The 17,193-nt window shown below is 28.7% G+C and carries 19 protein-coding genes; 12 read left to right on the top strand and 7 right to left on the bottom strand.

Translation table 11 applies throughout. The features are described from left to right. Positions 1–14: 14 nt before the first annotated feature. The 3 genes from QML81_RS08760 to mobB are packed head-to-tail and all read right to left on the bottom strand — an operon-like array spanning position 15 to position 1,541. A complete protein-coding gene (locus QML81_RS08760; RefSeq protein WP_281951053.1) occupies positions 15–209 on the bottom strand; it encodes a hypothetical protein in 195 nt (64 codons plus the stop codon). Then, entirely contained in the window at positions 194–1,054 is an 861-nt protein-coding gene (locus QML81_RS08755; protein WP_281951052.1) for a class 1 fructose-bisphosphatase, read from the bottom strand. Before QML81_RS08755 ends, QML81_RS08760 begins: the two co-directional genes overlap by 16 nt. A gap of 1 nt (position 1,055) precedes the next feature. Further along, positions 1,056–1,541 (bottom strand): molybdopterin-guanine dinucleotide biosynthesis protein B, encoded by a 486-nt coding sequence (gene mobB, locus QML81_RS08750; RefSeq protein ID WP_281951051.1) that lies wholly within the window; start codon positions 1,539–1,541, stop codon positions 1,056–1,058. A gap of 123 nt (positions 1,542–1,664) precedes the next feature. Here mobB and QML81_RS08745 point away from each other — a divergent pair, with 123 nt between their 5' ends. After that, positions 1,665–2,141, top strand: a complete 477-nt coding sequence (locus QML81_RS08745; RefSeq protein ID WP_281951050.1) for a hypothetical protein — start codon at positions 1,665–1,667, stop codon at positions 2,139–2,141. Here the strand turns inward: QML81_RS08745 and QML81_RS08740 are convergent. From QML81_RS08740 to gltX, 3 genes are read right to left on the bottom strand one after another with little or no spacing between them, the layout of a single operon-like run. Beyond that, on the bottom strand, positions 2,101–3,762 hold the full coding sequence (locus QML81_RS08740; RefSeq protein ID WP_281951049.1) for a transglycosylase SLT domain-containing protein: 1,662 nt from the start codon (positions 3,760–3,762) through the stop codon (positions 2,101–2,103). The two genes, QML81_RS08745 and QML81_RS08740, sit on opposite strands and share 41 nt — an antisense overlap. Continuing rightward, the gene (locus QML81_RS08735) at positions 3,762–4,058 is read right to left on the bottom strand and encodes a YggT family protein (RefSeq protein WP_281951048.1); all 297 of its coding nucleotides are present in this window, start codon (positions 4,056–4,058) and stop codon (positions 3,762–3,764) included. Before QML81_RS08735 ends, QML81_RS08740 begins: the two co-directional genes overlap by 1 nt. Beyond that, positions 4,049–5,356 (bottom strand): glutamate--tRNA ligase, encoded by a 1,308-nt coding sequence (gene gltX / locus QML81_RS08730; RefSeq protein WP_281951047.1) that lies wholly within the window; start codon positions 5,354–5,356, stop codon positions 4,049–4,051. Before gltX ends, QML81_RS08735 begins: the two co-directional genes overlap by 10 nt. A 159-nt stretch (positions 5,357–5,515) precedes the next feature. Between gltX and QML81_RS08725 the strand changes: the two genes are divergently transcribed. Both QML81_RS08725 and QML81_RS08720 read left to right on the top strand, forming a co-directional pair. Then, positions 5,516–6,334, top strand: a complete 819-nt coding sequence (locus QML81_RS08725) for a phosphatidylserine decarboxylase (protein WP_281951046.1) — start codon at positions 5,516–5,518, stop codon at positions 6,332–6,334. A 1-nt stretch (position 6,335) separates the two neighbouring features. Continuing rightward, on the top strand, positions 6,336–6,614 hold the full coding sequence (locus QML81_RS08720; RefSeq protein WP_281951045.1) for a hypothetical protein: 279 nt from the start codon (positions 6,336–6,338) through the stop codon (positions 6,612–6,614). 7 nt (positions 6,615–6,621) lie between these two features. Here QML81_RS08720 and QML81_RS08715 read toward each other — a convergent pair whose 3' ends face one another. Continuing rightward, on the bottom strand, positions 6,622–7,131 hold the full coding sequence (locus tag QML81_RS08715; protein WP_281951044.1) for a rhodanese-like domain-containing protein: 510 nt from the start codon (positions 7,129–7,131) through the stop codon (positions 6,622–6,624). A gap of 218 nt (positions 7,132–7,349) precedes the next feature. On the opposite strand from QML81_RS08715, the gene QML81_RS08710 reads away from it, so the two are divergent. The 9 genes from QML81_RS08710 (at position 7,350) to ilvN (ending at position 17,097) form a co-directional block, all read left to right on the top strand. Continuing rightward, positions 7,350–8,507 (top strand): OprD family outer membrane porin, encoded by a 1,158-nt coding sequence (locus QML81_RS08710; protein ID WP_281951043.1) that lies wholly within the window; start codon positions 7,350–7,352, stop codon positions 8,505–8,507. Positions 8,508–8,515: 8 nt separating this feature from the next. Next, positions 8,516–8,737 (top strand): FeoA family protein, encoded by a 222-nt coding sequence (locus tag QML81_RS08705; protein ID WP_281951042.1) that lies wholly within the window; start codon positions 8,516–8,518, stop codon positions 8,735–8,737. Between the two features lie 124 nt (positions 8,738–8,861). Continuing rightward, positions 8,862–10,958 (top strand): ferrous iron transport protein B, encoded by a 2,097-nt coding sequence (gene feoB, locus QML81_RS08700; RefSeq protein WP_281951041.1) that lies wholly within the window; start codon positions 8,862–8,864, stop codon positions 10,956–10,958. Positions 10,959–11,013: 55 nt separating this feature from the next. Beyond that, positions 11,014–11,787 (top strand): M48 family metallopeptidase, encoded by a 774-nt coding sequence (locus tag QML81_RS08695; RefSeq protein ID WP_281951040.1) that lies wholly within the window; start codon positions 11,014–11,016, stop codon positions 11,785–11,787. Between the two features lie 46 nt (positions 11,788–11,833). Further along, positions 11,834–12,265, top strand: a complete 432-nt coding sequence (locus QML81_RS08690) for a CoA-binding protein (protein WP_281951039.1) — start codon at positions 11,834–11,836, stop codon at positions 12,263–12,265. A 184-nt stretch (positions 12,266–12,449) separates the two neighbouring features. After that, the gene (ilvA, locus tag QML81_RS08685) at positions 12,450–13,661 is read left to right on the top strand and encodes a threonine ammonia-lyase (protein ID WP_281951038.1); all 1,212 of its coding nucleotides are present in this window, start codon (positions 12,450–12,452) and stop codon (positions 13,659–13,661) included. Then, the gene (locus tag QML81_RS08680; RefSeq protein WP_281951037.1) at positions 13,661–14,572 is read left to right on the top strand and encodes a Ppx/GppA phosphatase family protein; all 912 of its coding nucleotides are present in this window, start codon (positions 13,661–13,663) and stop codon (positions 14,570–14,572) included. The genes ilvA and QML81_RS08680 overlap by 1 nt, the downstream gene beginning before the upstream one ends. A gap of 360 nt (positions 14,573–14,932) precedes the next feature. Then, complete coding sequence (locus QML81_RS08675) at positions 14,933–16,627, top strand: acetolactate synthase large subunit (protein ID WP_281951036.1); 1,695 nt, start codon at positions 14,933–14,935, stop codon at positions 16,625–16,627. A 2-nt stretch (positions 16,628–16,629) separates the two neighbouring features. Next, entirely contained in the window at positions 16,630–17,097 is a 468-nt protein-coding gene (gene ilvN, locus QML81_RS08670; RefSeq protein ID WP_281951035.1) for an acetolactate synthase small subunit, read from the top strand. The last annotated feature ends 96 nt before the right edge of the window (positions 17,098–17,193 follow it).

Genomic DNA, 17,193 nt, shown 5'->3' with positions numbered 1-17,193 from the left:
AAAATCCTTTTAATTTAAAATTCAAATCCGCCGCCTTGGCCTTTATTCATACTTTCATAAACAGCATTTACATATTCATTTCTTATCTTACACCCAATAATCTCTTTACATTTAAGACAACTATCAATTTTTTTATCTTTTTGGCACTCTTTTAAAATTTTTGTTTTTTCAATAAGAGCTTTTTCATATTGATCTACTGTTTTTTCCACTGTTTCCCTTTTGAGTAATACTCTTTAACTCTTTTGATTTCATAGTGTGATCCAAAAAAGCAAGGAGTTGTTTGATGAATGTTTTCTATATTTAGATCTAAAAGTCTTTCCCCCTTATCATTTATAGCAAATCCACCAGCTTTTTCATAAACATTTGCAAATGGAAAAACTTCAAATACTCTTCTTAACTTACCCATAGGTTTGTCATTTGTCCCTGGATAGCTAAAAATACCTCCACCTTTTACTAAAATTTGATGAAGGTCTGGAACCATACCTCCAGAATATCTTAAACGATAACCTTCTTTAAAAAATGATTCTACAAGTTCTTTATGATGAGGATACCACTCTTTTTGTGTTCCTCCTGGAGCATTTAATTTCCCTTTTTCATTAAGTTTCAACTCTTCCATAAACACAAAATCATCATTTTTTAAAATATATCTTTCTACTTTAATTGTTGCAATTACCAACTCAACTCTTGGTCCATAAACAATATAAGCTGATGCCACAAGATCCTTTCCGTTAAAGCTATTTTCATAAATTCCAAAAATTGATCCTACACTTAAATCAACATCAATTAAACTACTTCCATCAAGTGGGTCATACCCTATTAGATATTTTCCATTTTCATTAATTGTTATTGGATCGCTTTTTTCTTCACTTGCTAAAATTTTTACAGAGTTTATTTTTGAAAGCTCTTCCTCAATAATATTATCACTTAAAACATCCAGTTTTAATTGCTGTTCTCCAGAACAGTTTTCTCCCTCACAATAACCAAAATCCTCATGAATTATAGCTTGATGAATTTTTTTTGCGCTTTTTTTTATAGCTTCAAAAATCTCTTGCATATCAAACCCTTTTTGCGTTTTTAAAAATCCAATCTATTATTGAATCAATATCATTCAAATCTAAAATTTCAATATTTTGTGGAATTTTACTTTTATCTATGCTTTCATCTATAGCTACAGCTTTTATATAATCAAAATAGCTTTCATCTATAGTGTTTCTAAAAATTGCTATTCTTGGAAGCGGCAGAGTCTTTAAACCTTCAACCAACATAATATCAAAATCATCAACCATATTGATAATATTTTCAATATTTTTTTTTCTATGAGAAAAATATGTTGTTCTTGTAGGAGATGTTATGACCACTTCTGCTCCTGTTTGGAAAAATTTATAACTATCTTTTCCCTCTATATCAAATTTTGCTTTATCTTTTGGGTCATTTTTTACAATAACGATTTTATATTTATCAATTAGTTTTTTAGCTATTTTTTCTATAAGAGTAGTTTTTCCGCTATTTGATGGCCCAGTAAAAGCTATAGCCAATCTCATTTTATCCCTTTATTTAAAATCAAATGAATTTTACCAAATGTTAGATAAAAACCAGTTAAGCTGTTTTCTTGTATAATTTTTGTTTGAATAATAAATATTTCTAAAAAGTTTAAAAGGAATTATATGAAAAAAATATCTACTCTTTTTATTTTTTTTGTTTTTATAATATTTACTGGATGTGCACAAAAAAGTGGTTTTTCATTTTTTAGCAAAGATAAGCCTTATGAAAGAGCCATTACATATACAAAAAAGGGTGAGATTGTAGTTTCTATGGAAAATAAAGCTTTCATAATAGCTACATATCTAAATCCAATTAAAAATTATAAAGATGGAGAGTATTTTTTTGTTAGAGTATATATAGCAAATGATTTTAGTGATGAAGAAAAAAGTGGCCTTTTTAATCCAAAATATCATTTATCATTAAATAATAGTAAGCCTCTTGATATAAAAAAATTGACAAATGAAGATTCTCTTTCAAAAGAGATGCCAATGGTAAAACCTTGGTATAAACTATATTTGGTAAAATTTCCAAAAACTGTGGGTACTAAAAAGCTTATATTTAAAAGCGATGATTATGGTCAAACAGTTTTAATTTTTTAATAAGAGAAATTAATTTCTCTTTCTCTTCAAAAATATTAAGATATATTATATAGTTTAATAACACTTTTTTACCATACTTTCTACTTTCACTATATGGGATCATCTCCATTGCTAAAAATGGTTGAAATTTACTATTATCAAAAATATTTTTTTCAACTATTTTTCTTTTCAAAAAACCTATTCCTCCATTATATGCATAAGCAATTAACAGTGGATGAGATAATTTTTTTTCAAGAAATTTGAGATGATAAATAGCAAATTCAATATTTTTTTTCTCATTAAACATCATATCTAAGTCAAAATTTTTTATCTTTTTATCTTTTGCAATTGCTTTAGCCAAAAATGGCATAATTTGCATAACACCTAATGCAAATGAGTGAGAGATAGAAGAGGGTATGAATCTACTCTCTTGTCTTGCAATAGCATATATTAAAGCTCTCTTTTTTACACTCAAATTTTTAAGCAAATTTTCATATGGCGTTATAAATGGGTGAATGCTATATTTTGATAATTTTTCAATTATAAATGCATAAACTGGCAATAGTTTTTTTGATTTAAATTTTTTAGAATAATTAAAAAGCTCTTCTTTATTCATATTTTTTATACTATTTAAAATTTCAAGCCATAAAAATGGGTCATTTATGTTTTGATTTTTATTTGTATCAATTGAAACAGCAGGAGATGAGATATAAATTATTTTTGATCTATTAATATCATTAAATTTAAAACTCTCATTTTCTAATTTTACTTTTTTTATATTTATTTTTTTACCCATTTTCTCATAAGCATAATAGGTATAAATATTTAAATCTTTTGATTTAAGTAGCTCATTTAAATATTTTTTATTTTTTGAAATAAGATATAGCCAAAAATTGCATTTATCAATATCAAAAGTATAGTAAGCTTTTTCTTTTGCATTTTTTAGATATCTCTTTGCCAAATTTAAAAGATTATATTTTATTGCAAGCATTGCTATCATAAAACTGCTATTATGAGATAGTTCATCTGGATTTAAGTTAAAAAAAGAAAAATGTACTTTTTTTAGTTTTGGATTTGTCGCTGCTAAATTAATAAATGAATCAAATCTTTTATCTTTTTTTAAATCATTTAAAATATATGTTGGAATTGCATAATTTAATGTTTCTTCTCTGAATTTATCTCCTACACTCATATAGATATCTAAAAAAAGATGTTTATATTTTAGAAGCAAAAAGAAAGGGTGTTTTTGATGTAATATCCAATATTTTGTATATATTTTAAATGGTTTTATTTTTTTTAAAATTTTTTCTTGGGTTTTAAAATCTTTGTTTATAAATCTATAAGGAGTCGGCCAAACAGCAATACAAGAAGAATCTTTGGGAAATTCTATTTTTTTCATACATTTTGCAATTTTTATAACTTCACTATCCCCACTTTTTGGAGCAAATTTTAAAAAGATTTTTCTATTTACATTTTTTATCTGATAAAAAGCCTCCCAAGCCTCTTTTTTTGTAATATTTTGATCAAAAAATTTCCATATATAATAATCTTTAGCAACAGAAGCTGGTTTTGAAGATAAAAAATCAAGAGTTACCTCTTTTGAAAAAAGTAAAAGAGGTAACAGAAATATTAAAAATCTCATTACAGTGAATATGCTAATTGAAACAATAATTTTACTAAAAACAGATCAATAAATTGAAGCGCAATTATAACGATCAATGGAGCTAAATCTATTCCTCCAATAACTGTTGGAATATATCTTCTTATAAAATGATATACAGGTTCAGTCAATCTATATAAAGTTTGAACAATAGGATTAAATGGATCAGGTCTAACCCAGCTTATTAATGCTGCAATAATCACTACCCAAATATAGATATTTATAACCATATGTAAAATATTTGCTATCGCTTCTAAAAGTGTTGATATTACCACCATTTTGCTACCTCTTCAATTTTATTTTTCAATATTGGAAAAATTTTACTAAGTTCTGGTCCATGCTCTTGATTAGTTAGCATTATTCTTAAAGGTTTAAAAAACTGTTTTCCTTTTAATGAACTCTTTTTCATTAACTCTTTTTTAAATTCATCAAAATTTTCACTATTTTTTATAACTTCTAATATATTTTCTTTTAATATATTAGCCTCTTTTTCAAAATCTTTATAATCTCTTTTTTCATTGAAAATTTTATCTATTTTATTCTTTAATTCATTTAATGTACTTGCTTCTTCAAGATATATTTTTGCTAATTCTCCTATTTGGCTATCTTCATATCCTAACAGTTTTGCAAGTTTTTCTTCTTGAAGTAGTTTAAGATGTTCTCTGTTTATATATCTTAATTTGTCTATATCAAATTTTGGGCTTGAATTTGAAAGATTTTTTAAATCAAACCACTCTATTGCTTCGTTTAGTGTAAATATCTCTTTTGGAGTTTTATTGCCAAGTAAAATTAGATAATTTGCTATAGCTTCTGGCAAAAAACCCTCTTCAAGGAGCCATTTCACACTAGAGGCCTTTTCTCTTTTACTCATTTTTTTACCATGAATATTTAAAATAATTGGAAGATGACAATATATGATATCTTTTGTATATCCGAGAGCTTTTCTTATATGTATCTGTTTTGGAGTATTAGATAAATGGTCTTCGCCTCTTATTACATAGGTAATATCATGTAACATATCATCAATTGCACATGCAAAATTGTAAGTTGGCCTTCCATCTGCTCTTAAAATTACAAATGAATCAACTTCATTTGGATCAAAACTCATTTTTCCTTTTAAAATATCTTCAAACTTTATTGAAGATTTTGGCTTTTTGATTCTAATAACAAAAGGTTCAGCTCTTTTTGAAGCTTCCTCTATGGTAATCTCTTCACATTTTCCACTATATCTATAGGCTCTTTTTTCTTTTTTAGCTTTTTCTCTTTCAATTTCTAATTCTTGTGGTGTACAAAAACAAGCGAAAGCCTTTTTCTCTTGAAGTAGTTTATATGCAAAATTTTGATGAAAATTTATATTTTGGCTTTGATATAAAAGCTCATCCCATTTAATATTAAATTTTTTTAAAATTTCCATTATCTCTTTATCTTTTCCCTCAATATTTCTTTCAATATCAGTATCTTCAATTCTAAGTAAAAATCTCTCATTTTTTTGTTTTGCAACAATATAATTAAATATAGCAACTCTTAAATTTCCTATATGCATATCTCCTGTAGGACTTGGCGCAAACCTTAACATAAAACTCCTTTAAATTAGTAACTGGGAATTAGGAATTTGGAATTAGATTTTAAGTTGAGTGTAATCGACTATTTTAACTAATTCCTAATTTCCAAATAACAGTTTTGTGATTTTATCCAAAATTTGATATATTTAGCATAAATTTTTTTAGGGCTTTATATGAGAAAAAGAGTAGTAACAAATATAATATCAGCTGGGTTTGGAAAATTTGCAAGTAAAAGATTTCACCCAATATTACAAAAATTTATCAATAGTTCATATATTAAACTTCTTGGTTTAGATATGAGCGAATTTAAAGAGGCAAGAGATTATAAAAGCCTTAATGAACTATTTACAAGAGAACTAATCAAAAAAAGAGATATCGATTATCAAGAAGATTCTATAATATCTCCGACTGATTCATTAATAACAGAATGTGGAAAATTAAAAAAAGATAAATCTTTGCAAATAAAAGGCATGGAATATAGTATTGATTCTTTACTTATTGAATGTAAAGAAAATCTAAATAAAATATATGATGGTGATTTTATAAATTTTTATCTTTCTCCTAAAGATTATCATAGATATCATGTTCCTTGTGATATGCAGATTTTAAAAGTTATTCATGTTCCTGGCAAGTTGTATCCTGTTAATTTAAGATATCTTAAAAAAAAGATAAATCTTTTTATAGAAAATGAAAGAGTTATACTTGAGTGTAAAAACAAAGAAGATAGACTTTTTTATATTGTTCTTGTTGGGGCTTTAAATGTAGGGCAAATGACCTTGGTATTTGAAAAAAGAGTAGAAACAAATAAAAATAGAGAATTAAGTATTTATAAATATAATAATCTTTGGATGAATAAAGGCGAATTATTGGGATATTTTAAAATGGGCTCAACTGTTGTTATGCTATTTGAAAAAAATAGTGTAAAATTAGATGTAAGACCTGGACAAAATGTTAAATTTGGTCAAAAAGTTGCAAAATGGATAAAGGATTAAAATGCAAGATAATGATATATTGATAGTAGAAGCTGAAATTTTACCCAATGGAGTTGGCGGATGGGTAATTAAAGCTGTAAATAAAGAGACAAATGAAGAGAGATTTTGTAATACTATAGAAGAGTATAGTGCTTTTTTAAATGAATCTGTATATACTACGCAAAAAGATAATTTCCAAGCTATATGGCTTGAATCTCCAAAAGCAACTCCTGAGATGATTGCAGATGTTAGAGAAAAACTTATGAAGTTTTATAATGAGATGGAAAATAGGGGAGAATAAGCAATATCTATTCTCCACCATATGGTAGATTTGATTTTTTCCAACCAAATATAAAACCATCTTCTACATTATAAACTTCATTTATTCCATTCTTAGCCAATATATTTGCTGCATATTGGCTTCTTGCGCCACTTCTACAAATGATTAACAATGCTCTGTTTGGAAATTTTTTGATAACCTGTTTAACATCTTCTAAAAAATTTCTGTTTTCTATAGGAATAATTTCATACATTTTATGTGAATCTAAAGCTTTAGATTTTTTAAGCTCTAACTTAGAAAAATTTATTCTGCTTTTTATATCTTTTGTTTTAAAAGAGTAATAAAAAATAGGAATATTTATAGCCCCTATGGCATGTCCAGCATAAATAAACTCACCAGGAGTTCTAACATCGATTAAAATTGCTCCATTTTTTTGCATCTCATATGCTTCTTTAGGCGAGATATCATCTTCGTAATAGATTTTATCCTCTGCAAAAACAGCAACAAATATCAAAAAAAATAAAAATATCTTTTTCATAAAATCTCCTAAATTAAAAATATAATTTAATCAAATGCACTATAAAAGTAAATATATATAACTATAATAATTGGAGTGTAATTTTACAACATTTTTCCATCTTGTAAAATAAAAGTTTTGAATTGCACCTATTGTATTAATGATAATGATTATCAAGATTAAGAAATAAATAAGTTTATTTTTTGTACTATTTCATAAAATCTATTTTGGAGACAATTATGAAAAAAGGATTGTTGTTATCTGCAGTTTTGGCAAACATGATTTTTGCTAATGAAAGTTTTTTGGATTACTATTTGGAAATTAGAGGAGGATATATTTATATTGACCAAAAACAAGATATTGATAAAAAAGCTTTTGGAATAGGTGGAAATATTCATTTTGATACAAAAGACTTTTATGGATTTAAAGCTGGAGTTTCATTGTATACTCTTCAAGATTTTGGCTTAAATCCTAAAAAAGAAGAGATTGCTGAAGAGTTTTATGGCGAAAAAAGAGATGGATTTAGTTTTGTTAATGAGGCTTATTTATCATATCAATATAAAGATACACAAATAAAAGCTGGAAGATTTCTATTTGATTCTCCGCATGCTGATAGTGATGATATAATGATGACACCAAACTTTTTTGAAGGGTATCTAATAAAAAACAGTAGTTTTGATAATATCATACTTACTTTAGCCCATTTAAATAAAATGGCAGGATGGGAAAATGGAGCAGATATTAAAAAATTTGTAAATTTAAATGAAACATTAGGAATTGAAGAAAAAACTGACGGGTTAAGTATTGCAGCACTTGAATATGAAAAAGATAATTTAGCATTTTCTATCTGGGGATATAAACTTTATGATATAGCAAATATTTTCTATATAGAATCATCTTATGGATTTAGTATCAATGATTTAGAAATTAATTTTGCTTTGCAATTTGATAGAGCAAAAGATAGTGGAGAATCTTTGATGAATGATATAGATACTAAAACTTTTGGTGCAATGATAGAAAATTCATATAAGAATTTTACTCTATCTTTAGCATATAATAAAGAGTTTGGAGACACAGGCAGTATGTTTAGTTTTGGTGGCGGTCCATTTTTTACATCAATGGAAGACCAAACAATTGACGGGGTAGAAGATAAAGATGCAAAAAGTTATAACATAGGTTTTGATTATGGCTTTGATGAATACAATTTTGGTCTCATTTATGGAAAGTTTGAAGTAGATGATAAAGAAAGTTATGAAACAAAAGAGATAGATGCATATATAGAAGCAAAGCTTTTGTATGATATAGAAGCACAAATAGTTTATGCGAATATTAATGATATGACACAATCAAATGAAGATAAAGATATTTTCAAAGTAATATTAAAAAGAAGTTTTTAGGAGAGATTATGAAAAAAGTATCTCAAATGAATATAGGTGATGAGGCAGTTATAAAGAAAATAACTGCAAAAGAGCCTATAAAAGGAAGACTCTCTGCAATGGGAATAACAAAAGGAAATAGAATAAAACTTCTTGATTACACTTTAAAAAAACAGACATGGGAAGTTGATGTAGAAGGAACAAGAGTGGCTCTTAGAAAAGAGGAAGCAGATTCTATTTTGGTTGAGTAGTTGAGTGGATAAGTGGATGAGTAGTTGAGTAGTTAAGTAGAACTAATAGTTATAAAACCACTTAACAAAATATAACCACTCAACTAATTTAACTTTTTTAACCAATTTCAATAAGAGGTAGATAATGGGAAAGATAAAGGTAGTTATGGTTGGTCAACCCAATGTTGGAAAATCTTCAATTATAAATTCAATGAGTGGAGCAAGGCTTCATGTTGGAAATTTTGCAGGGGTTACTGTTGAAAAAAAAGAGGTTTTTTTAAAAAAAGATGATTTTGATATTGAGATAGTTGACCTTCCTGGAATCTATTCATTAAATGCATATACACCTGAAGAGCATGTAGCAAAAAATTATCTTTTAAATGAAGACTATGATGTTATTATAAATGTAGTTGATGCAAATGTTTTACAAAGAAATTTGATTTTTACAATGCAACTTTTAGATATGCATAAAAAGATGATTCTTGTTGTAAATATGATAGATGAGGTAGAAAAAAAAGGTGGAAAAATTGATGCAGATAAACTCTCAACTCTTCTTGGTATTCCAGTTATTTTAACATCTGCTAAAGAACACAGAGGCGTTGATGAAATAGTAGATAAAATTATTGAAGTTTATAAAAATGCAAAACCAAAAAGAAAGATTTTTTATAATGAAAAAATAGAGGATGAAATAGAAAATATATCAAAAATTTTAATGAAATCTCCACATTTTAAAGATAAAGATTTAGCAAGATTTTATGTCATTAGGCTATTGGAAAAGGATGAAGATATTTATAAAATTGTTCATGATCTTCCAATTTTTTTAGAACTGCATGAAGAGCTTGGTGAAAGTATAAAAAGATTGAAACTTGAATTTGATGAAGATAGTGTAGCAGATATTTTAGCCAATGAAAGAAATGCTCTATCTAAAAGTATTGTTATGCAATCAATGATACTTCCAAAAAAAGAGTCTCTAACAGACAAAATTGATAATATTTTGATTCATCCAATTTTTGGACTTCCGATATTTTTGTTTTTTATGTGGGCTCTGTTTCAATTAACTTTTGAGATAGGCTCAATACCTATGGATTATATTGACCAAACTGTAACAAATTTTGCTAATTGGTTAAGAAGTATTTTGCCTGAAGGCGATCTAAATTCAGTAATAACTGATGGTGTAATACCAGCAGTTGGTGCAATTATAATGTTTTTGCCAAATATTTTAATTTTGTTTTTAGGAATCAATCTACTTGAGCAAACTGGTTATATGGCAAGAGCAGCATTTTTACTTGATGGATTTTTGAAAAAATTTGGTCTTCAAGGAAAAGCGTTTATCCCACTTGTAAGTGGTTTTGGATGTACTGTTCCAGCATATATGGCTGCAAGAACTTTAAAAAATCCAAAAGATAGAATTATTACAATGCTTGTTCTTGGATTTATGAATTGTAGTGCAAGACTTCCTGTATATGTTTTATTAATAGCTGCATTTTTCCCTACACATAGTGCTGGAAATGTATTGTTTGCAATATATATTGGAGGGGCAATACTTGGTTTAATAGTTGCAAAAATTTTAAGAATGGTTCTTTTTAAAGGAGAGCCTGAGCCTTTTGTTATGGAGATGCCACCATATAGATTTCCATCAATAAAAGCGCTTGCTATGGAGCTTTGGATAAAGTCAAAAATATTTATAAAAAAAGCTGGAACATTTATTGCAGGCGCTGCAATGATAATCTGGTTTTTAAGCTCATATCCAGTAAATGAAAATTTAGAAAATGAGTATGCAAAAAAAATAGAATTAGCAACAAGTGATGAGCAAAAAGTTAATCTTCAAAATGAACTTGCTGCAAAAGAGTTGGAAAATAGCTATCTTGGAAGTTTTGGAAAATTTATTGAGCCAGTTTTTGAACCAATTGGATTTGATTGGAGGCTGTCAGTTGCAACTCTAAGTGGACTTGCAGCAAAAGAGGTTGTAGTATCTACTTTAGCAACATTATATGCTGTTGGAGAAGTAGATGAGAGCAGTTCAACTTTGATTAAAAAGTTAAGGGAAAATATTGATTTTAAAGCTGCAATAGCTTTAATAGTTATTATTATGATTTATTCTCCTTGTGTTGCTGCTATGAGTACGTTTTATGCTGAAGTTCCACAATGGGTATGGAGAGCTTTTTATACTATCTACCCAAATGTTTTAGCTTGGATTTTAGCTTTTATAGCATATCATACATTATCCCTTTTTGGTTTATGATTTTTGGGGCTTTGCCCCAAAAATTTGATATCATTTTAAAAAATTAGGGGTAATTATGAAAAGACTTCTTGTAACTATACTTTTTCCTATCTTTTTTTTATCATGTGCAAAAAATCCTTATATTAATAGGTCTCAGCTAATATTAATTTCTCCATCTCAAGAGATTCAGCTTGGATTGCAAGCAAAACAAGAAATTTTAAAAAAACAAAAATTATCAAAAGACCCTTATTATAATGAGCTTGTAAAAAAAGTATCACAAAGAATTGCAAAAGTTGCTGAAAAAGAGTTTCATCCAAATTTTCAATGGGAGTTTTATGTTTTAAAATCAAAAGAGATTAATGCTTTTTGTCTTCCTGGTGGTAAAATTTTTGTTTATACTGGACTTTTAAAAATTGTTGATAACGAAGATCAATTAGCAACAGTTATAGGACATGAAGTAGCCCATGCAATACTTAGACATGGAAGTGAAAGAGCAAGCATTGCAATGGTAAGCAGTATTGCAAGAGATTTAGTTGAAAAAGGCTTAAATGTATCTTCTTCAAAATGGGGTCCACTTTTTGATTTGGCATATGGAGTTGGTTCAAAATATGGAATAATATATCCATATAGTAGAAAATTTGAATATGAAGCTGATCAAGTGGGCCTATATTTAATGTATAAAGCTTGTTATGATTTAAATGAAGCCATAAGATTTTGGCAAAAGATGATACAAATTTCCAAAAAAAATATTCCAGAATTTTTATCTACTCACCCTTCAGATATTCATAGAATTGAAAGAATAAAAAAATATATAAAATATTTAAAAACATTGCCTCGAGATTGTTATTAAGAATTAACTTTAGTTTTGATAAAATCTTTTCAAAAAAGGGGATATAATGGAGTGTGAATTTCCTACAATTAACGCAAATTTAGATGAAATAAAAGAGATTTTCAAAGAGGTAAAAACAATTGCTGTAATTGGACTCTCTCCAAATCCTTCAAAAGATAGTCATAAAGTTGCTGCATATCTTCAAAAAGTTGGATATAAAATAATTCCAGTCTATCCAAAAGAGGAGACTATATTGGGAGAAAAAGTATATAGAAAACTATCAGATATTCCAGAAAAAATTGATATGATAGATATTTTTAGAAAACCTGCTGCAGTATTACCAATTGTAGAAGAAGCAATAAAAAGAAAAGATGTAAAAGTTATTTGGATGCAAGCAGGCATTGTCAATAATGAGGCTGCACAAAAAGCTAAAGATGCTGGTTTGAAAGTCGTTCAAAACAGATGTACTATGGTTGATCATAGAAATTTATTTAGTTGAGTGAGTTGAGTAGGGTGAGTTAGAAAGTAAGAGAGTTAGAAAGTGAGAAAGTTAGAGTCATTAGTCATTAAGTCATTTGTTATTGGGGATTAGTGATAGTGGATAGTGATAGTTAAAAACTAATTCCCAATTACTAATGTCCGATGTCTAATGTCAAACACTACACCAACAACAAAGGTTTTTAATGGTTAAATTGGAAAAAATTAAAGAAGCACAAAAAAGAGTTTCAAAAGTTGCTACAAAAACACCTTTTGCATATGCACCAATTCTTTCAAAAAGATTTGGATGTGATATTTTTTTGAAAAAAGAGAATCTCCAAGTCACTGGTGCATTTAAAATCAGAGGAGCTTTTAATAAAATATCTTTATTAAATGAAGAAGAGAAAAAAAGGGGTGTAGTTGCTGCAAGTGCAGGCAATCATGCACAGGGGGTTGCTTTTAGTGCAAACTATTATAATATAAAAGCAACTATTGTTATGCCTGAAAATACACCACTTACAAAAATCAATGGGGTTAAATCATATGGAGCAGAAGTTTTACTACATGGTTCAAATTATGATGAAGCATATCTATTTGCAAAAGATTTAGCAAAAAAACAAAATAGAGTATTTGTGCATCCTTTTGCAGATGAGGATGTAATGGCAGGTCAAGGAACTATTGCACTGGAGATATTAGAAGAAAATAGTAATATAGATACAGTTGTTGTACCTATAGGAGGTGGTGGTTTAATTGCAGGAATGGCAAGTGCAATAAAACAGATAAATCCGAATATAAAAGTGATAGGTGTAACTGCAGCTGGAGCTCCGGCAATGAGAGAGTCATATATGCTTGGTAAACCAATAGATTCAACTGAAGTTAGAACAATAGCAGATGGTATAGCTGTTAGAGATACTTCAAAAATGACTTTGGATATTATTTTAGAGTGTGTGGATGATATTGTTGAAGTGGATGATGAAGAGATTGCAGATGCAATTTTGTTTTTGCTTGAAAATCAAAAGTTGGTAGTAGAAGGAGCTGGAGCGGTTGGTGTTGCTGCACTTTTATACGATAAACTTGATATCAATAATAATTCAAAAGTTGCTATTTTATTGAGCGGCGGTAATATTGATGTAACGATGCTTTCAGTAATAATTGAGAAAGGTTTAATTAAATCATACAGAAAAATGAAACTTATAGTAACACTTATAGATAAACCAGGTTCTTTAATGAAACTTACTGAAATTTTAGCAGATGCTAGTGCAAATATTGTTCAGATTGGATATGATAGAACTTCTGCATCTTTGGCATATGGAGATGCAAATGTTTCAATAGGTCTTGAGACTAAAGGGAAAGAGCATCAAGAAAAGATAAGAGAACTTTTAACTAAGCATGGATATAGATTTTATGAGGAATCTTAATGATTGCTATTGATATCGGCTCAAATTCTCTTAGAGCAATACAGATAGATTGTTATTCCTTAGATAAGATTTTTGAATATGAAAAAGTTGTTCAGACAGCTGACAATCTTGAAAAAAGCTCTGAAATATCAAAAGAGGCTTTAGATAGAATTGCAAAAGCTATAAAAGAGATACAAAAAAGAATAGATTTTTCAAAAGAGAGTGTAAAAGCTGTAGCAACAGCGGCATTTAGAAAAGCAAAAAATCAAAAAGAGGCAATTGAATATATAAAAGAAAAAACTGGAATTGATATTGAAGTAATTGATCCTGATATGGAAGGATTTTATAGTGCAGTAGCAGTAGAGCATTTGCTTTCAAGACTTGGCCTAAACAGTGAAAAGTTTTTAATGTGTGATATTGGTGGTGCATCTGTTGAATTTGTTATAAAAAATAAAGAAGAGATAGTTACAAAAAGTTTTGATTTTGGTATAGTTACAATTGCTCAAAGATTCAAAACAAAAGAGAATATTGTTTTTGGTATTAAAAAATATATGGAAGAAATAAAAATATTTTTAAATGATACATATGAGATTTTTGGAAAACCTAAAAGATTTGTGGCAACTGGGGGGACTCCTACAACAATTGCAGCAATTAAAAAAAATTTAGATTATCAAAATTATAATAGTGATATTGTTAATGGAACAGTTCTTTTTCCAACTGATATTGATAATGCTTTAAATAAACTTTTAAAATTAAGCAGCAGTGAAAGAGCAAAACTTGTTGGAAAGGGTAGAGAAGATTTTATAATACCAGGAGTACTGATTTTAAAAGAGATTATGAAAACTGCAGATTTTGATGAAGTTTTAGTTAGTGATGAGGGTGTTAGAGAAGGGGTAGCCCTTATAGGATGTAAAAAAATTTTAAGTAAATAAATATAAAAATATAAAGAAAATATTTTTTTAGATAAAATAAGGGCGCCTCTAAAAACTATTTATAACTTATAGCTTTTATAGGTTGTTCTTAGAGGAGGCGTAGCTTTGCAGGCTATGCTATAGCATAGTCAAAAAGCTACAACGAAGTATAAGGCTAAACTTATGAAAGCCCAAAGGGAAGGCAAATATGGTACAATCTTTGGCGAAAAATTTCATCGATTTAGCTTTGGCTAAACCTCAAAAATTTTTCATCCAAATCTTACACCATCTTTGCCTTCTATGAATTATAAATAGTTTTTAGAGGTGCCCATAAGATAAATTTTGTCGTTTTTAATTAAAAAGAAAAGCTTAGGAGATATGATGGAGCAGATGAGTGGTGCGCGTATGGTTGTTGAGGCTATGCGCAAAGAGAATGTTGAAGTAGTTTTTGGATATCCTGGCGGCGCGATAATGAATGTATATGATGAGATTTATAAACATAAATATTTTCAACATATATTAACAAGACATGAACAAGCTGCAGTCCATGCAGCAGATGGTTATGCAAGAGCAACTGGAAAAGTTGGTGTTGCTTTTGTTACTTCAGGACCAGGATTTACAAATGCAGTAACTGGTCTTGCAACTGCTTATATGGATTCGATACCATTAGTTGTAATTAGTGGTCAGGTTCCAATTTCTATGATTGGAACAGATGCATTTCAAGAGATAGATGCTGTTGGTATTAGTAGACCTTGTACAAAACATAATTTTTTAGTAAAAGATGTAAATGAACTTCCTTTAATTTTAAAAGAGGCTTTTTATCTTGCAAGAAGTGGAAGACCAGGTCCAGTTCATGTGGATATACCAAAAGATGTTACTGCTCAAATAGGAGAGTTTAATTATCCAGATGAGATAAAACTTGAAACTTATAAACCTACATATAAAGGAAACAAAAGACAGATAAAAAAAGCAGTAGAAGCTATAGCTAATGCTAAAAAACCTGTTTTTTATCTTGGTGGCGGAATAGTTAGAAGTGGTGCAGCAGATTTAGTAAGAGAATTAGTAAGTTTTACGGGAATTCCAGCTGTTGAAACATTAATGGCAAGAGGTGTTTTAAGATATGATGATCCTTTGCTTCTTGGAATGGTTGGAATGCATGGCTCATATGCAGCTAATATGGCAATGAGCGAAGCAGATCTTTTAATTGCTTTAGGGCCAAGATTTGATGATAGAGTTACAGGAAAACTAAGTGAATTTGCCAAATATGCACAAATTATACATGTTGATATAGATCCAAGTAGTATAGGAAAACTTGTACATGTAGATTATCCAATAGTTGGTGATTTAAAAAATGTTTTAAAAGAGATGCTTCCATTAGTAAAAGAGAAAGTAGATAAAGATAGATATGAGAGTTGGAGAGAAATATTAAAAAGATATGATGAGCTTCATCCTTTAACATATGAAGATAGCGATGAGGTGTTAAAACCTGAATGGGTTATTCAAAGAGTAGGTGAAAAGCTAAAAGGTAAAGCAAGAATATCAACTGATGTTGGTCAGCATCAAATGTGGACTGCCCAATTTTATCCATTTACTAGACCAAATGAGTTAATTACAAGCGGTGGGCTTGGTACTATGGGATTTGGATTTCCTGCTGCTATGGGAGTAAAAAGAGGTGTAAAAGATGAGATATCTATAAATTTTAGTGGTGATGGATCAATTTTGATGAATATTCAAGAATTAATAACTGCTGTTGAATATAGGCTTCCAGTTATAAATATTGTTTTAAATAATCACTATCTTGGAATGGTAAGACAGTGGCAAACATTTTTTTATGATAAAAGGTATGCTGAAACAGACCTTTCAATGCAGCCCGATTTTGTTAAAGTAGCTGAAAGTTTTGGTGGTATAGGTTATAGAGTTGAAACAAAAGAGGAGTTTGATAAAGCTCTTGATGATGCAATAAGTAAAGGTGTAGTAGCAATAATTGATGTTATTATTGATAGATATGAAAATGTATTGCCAATGGTTCCAGCTGGCGGAAGTTTATATAATATGCTTTTAGAGTATAAGGACTAATCATGAATGAAAGAAGAGTTATTTCTGTAATTGTAGAGAATGAACATGGAGTATTATCAAGAATTTCTGGACTGTTTGCTGGAAGAGGATATAATATAGAGACTTTAACTGTTGCTCCAATTCCAAATACAAAATTTTCAAGATTAACTATTGTTACAAGCGGTAGTCCAAGAGTAATTGAACAAATTATAAAACAGCTTCATAAACTAATTCCAGTATATAAAGTTATTGAACATGAAGAGCTAATTGAAAAAGAGATGGTTTTAGCAAAAGTTCCGTTAAGTGAAAAACTTGCTGACATAGAGGCCTTATGTAGAGCTTATAATGGAAGCATTGCTAATGTTGGAAAAGATGGAATTATAGTAATGGTAGCAGATGAGCCAAAAAGAGTGAGCTATTTTATAAAAGCTTTAGATAGATTTAATCCAAAAGAGATTATTAGAGGTGGAGTTGTTGCAATAGAGAGGTAGTTGAATAAGGTGAGTTAGAAAGTTAGGGGATAAGCTGTGAAGTGGAATAGGCTGAAGGCTGAAGGAAATTAATTCCCAATTCCCAATTCCCAATTC

The organism is Nitrosophilus kaiyonis (assembly GCF_027943725.1).
Lineage (GTDB): Bacteria > Campylobacterota > Campylobacteria > Campylobacterales > Nitratiruptoraceae > Nitrosophilus_A > Nitrosophilus_A kaiyonis.
This window is presented reverse-complemented; position numbering and strand designations above follow the sequence as displayed.

Bases quoted from the DNA above. Each gene is read 5' to 3' on its own strand.
- gltX (WP_281951047.1), bottom strand. From the start codon at position 5,356: ATGTTAAGGTTTGCGCCAAGTCCTACAGGAGATATGCATATAGGAAAT.
- QML81_RS08725 (WP_281951046.1), top strand. From the start codon at position 5,516: ATGAGAAAAAGAGTAGTAACAAATATAATATCAGCTGGGTTTGGAAAA.
- QML81_RS08745 (WP_281951050.1), top strand. From the start codon at position 1,665: ATGAAAAAAATATCTACTCTTTTTATTTTTTTTGTTTTTATAATATTT.
- ilvA (WP_281951038.1), top strand. From the start codon at position 12,450: ATGGTTAAATTGGAAAAAATTAAAGAAGCACAAAAAAGAGTTTCAAAA.
- feoB (WP_281951041.1), top strand. From the start codon at position 8,862: ATGGGAAAGATAAAGGTAGTTATGGTTGGTCAACCCAATGTTGGAAAA.
- QML81_RS08735 (WP_281951048.1), bottom strand. From the start codon at position 4,058: ATGGTGGTAATATCAACACTTTTAGAAGCGATAGCAAATATTTTACAT.
- ilvN (WP_281951035.1), top strand. From the start codon at position 16,630: ATGAATGAAAGAAGAGTTATTTCTGTAATTGTAGAGAATGAACATGGA.
- QML81_RS08710 (WP_281951043.1), top strand. From the start codon at position 7,350: ATGAAAAAAGGATTGTTGTTATCTGCAGTTTTGGCAAACATGATTTTT.
- QML81_RS08680 (WP_281951037.1), top strand. From the start codon at position 13,661: ATGATTGCTATTGATATCGGCTCAAATTCTCTTAGAGCAATACAGATA.
- QML81_RS08740 (WP_281951049.1), bottom strand. From the start codon at position 3,762: ATGAGATTTTTAATATTTCTGTTACCTCTTTTACTTTTTTCAAAAGAG.
- QML81_RS08675 (WP_281951036.1), top strand. From the start codon at position 14,933: ATGGAGCAGATGAGTGGTGCGCGTATGGTTGTTGAGGCTATGCGCAAA.
- QML81_RS08695 (WP_281951040.1), top strand. From the start codon at position 11,014: ATGAAAAGACTTCTTGTAACTATACTTTTTCCTATCTTTTTTTTATCA.
- QML81_RS08720 (WP_281951045.1), top strand. From the start codon at position 6,336: ATGCAAGATAATGATATATTGATAGTAGAAGCTGAAATTTTACCCAAT.
- QML81_RS08705 (WP_281951042.1), top strand. From the start codon at position 8,516: ATGAAAAAAGTATCTCAAATGAATATAGGTGATGAGGCAGTTATAAAG.
- QML81_RS08755 (WP_281951052.1), bottom strand. From the start codon at position 1,054: ATGCAAGAGATTTTTGAAGCTATAAAAAAAAGCGCAAAAAAAATTCAT.
- mobB (WP_281951051.1), bottom strand. From the start codon at position 1,541: ATGAGATTGGCTATAGCTTTTACTGGGCCATCAAATAGCGGAAAAACT.
- QML81_RS08690 (WP_281951039.1), top strand. From the start codon at position 11,834: ATGGAGTGTGAATTTCCTACAATTAACGCAAATTTAGATGAAATAAAA.
- QML81_RS08715 (WP_281951044.1), bottom strand. From the start codon at position 7,131: ATGAAAAAGATATTTTTATTTTTTTTGATATTTGTTGCTGTTTTTGCA.